The organism is uncultured Eudoraea sp. (assembly GCF_947258525.1).
GTDB lineage: Bacteria > Bacteroidota > Bacteroidia > Flavobacteriales > Flavobacteriaceae > Eudoraea.
Map to the genome: position 1 here is coordinate 1 of NZ_CAMYIP010000181.1, position 1364 is coordinate 1364.

A 1364-nucleotide genomic window follows, 5' to 3' on the forward strand; every position below is an offset into this window, starting at 1 on the left:
GGCATTAATTTTGAGGGTATTAATCAGGAAGTTGCACCCGGACAATGGGAATTTCAGTGTTTCGCCAAAGGTGCTAAAAAAGCAGGAGATGAAATCTGGATTGCCCGTTATTTGTTGAATCGCCTCACAGAGAAATATGGCTATTATATTGAATTACATCCAAAACCTGTTAAGGGAGATTGGAATGGTAGCGGAATGCACGCAAACTTTTCAAATACGACTTTAAGAACATGTGGTTCTAAAGAAATATATGAACAAATTTGTGAGGCCTTCAGGCCAGTAGCGCTTGATCATATAGACGTTTATGGTGCTTTCAATGACGAAAGGCTTACAGGCTTGCATGAAACAGCATCTATTAAGGATTTCAGTTATGGTGTATCAGACAGAGGTGCTTCTATCCGAATTCCGATTATAACCGTTGAAAAAGGTTGGAAAGGATGGCTGGAAGACAGGAGACCAGCTTCCAATGGTGATCCTTACAAAATTGCAGGCAGAATTATCAAAACTGTTAAATCGGCAAATATTCAAGCCGTAGCGAATTAATTTCCAGAATTATTTTATAAACTACCGCCTTTAATTCCTTAAAGGCGGTTTTTTAGTTATTTATAGTCTTTAAAGGTGTATTCATCCATAATTCAGAGAAATCATCTGGTTTAACTATAGGCTGGTTTTTAAAAATAGGTCTGTCCTTTTGCATATACAAGTTGTCTTCAGGCCCACTGACACTTGGTTTTACCTGCTGTACAAAAAATTCCCTGAACTGATTGAAATTACCGTAAGTCGGTGAATTTATTTCATTACCCTCCACATCAATAATCTTCTTAACCTCAAATGAAAACCACCCAGGATCTATCATATTATCTCTATTTCTATAACTATTCAATTCTTTAAAGAAGGATGAACTTTCAGCAACCGTTCTAAATTTTGGGTATAGGGACGCTCGTTTTTTTTCTATTTTAATCTCACTCAGTCTTACTCTTTTACCTTTAAATTTTAAAGAATAGAACCTTGAGTTAAGGGCTGATTGTGTTTCAGGCGCCTTGTTAAACAAAACAACAAAACATTTTTTGTTTAAATCTATAGCCACATCCTCTACTTTAAACTTAGGCGGTTCTTTCAGCCTGAATGAATTATTAAAAGAAATATAGTTTAGAAACATTTTATTATCAACTCTTTGATACTCCGTGATAATTTCAAAAATCAATTGTCCTCCCGACTTTTTTTTAGTTCCATTATTGACTTGTGTGGTTTTTGACTTATGATATACAGCATACTCCATTTTATAGATAGAGAAATCTCTTTGTGAAATGTATAAAACACCTTCAGCATAATACTGGGGAACCTGCTTCCCAAAACTGATTTTA

At 35.1% G+C, this 1364-nt stretch carries 1 protein-coding gene and 1 pseudogene; one reads left to right on the top strand and one right to left on the bottom strand.

Annotation, left to right across the window (positions count from 1 at the left end; genetic code table 11):
- Positions 1-543, top strand: a pseudogene (locus Q0X89_RS13260) (glutamine synthetase); the annotation flags it as partial.
- Between the two features lie 52 nt (positions 544-595).
- On the opposite strand, the gene Q0X89_RS13265 reads toward Q0X89_RS13260, so the two are convergent.
- Positions 596-1364 (bottom strand): hypothetical protein (locus Q0X89_RS13265; protein ID WP_297694951.1); only part of this gene is annotated, 769 nt, incomplete at its 5' end.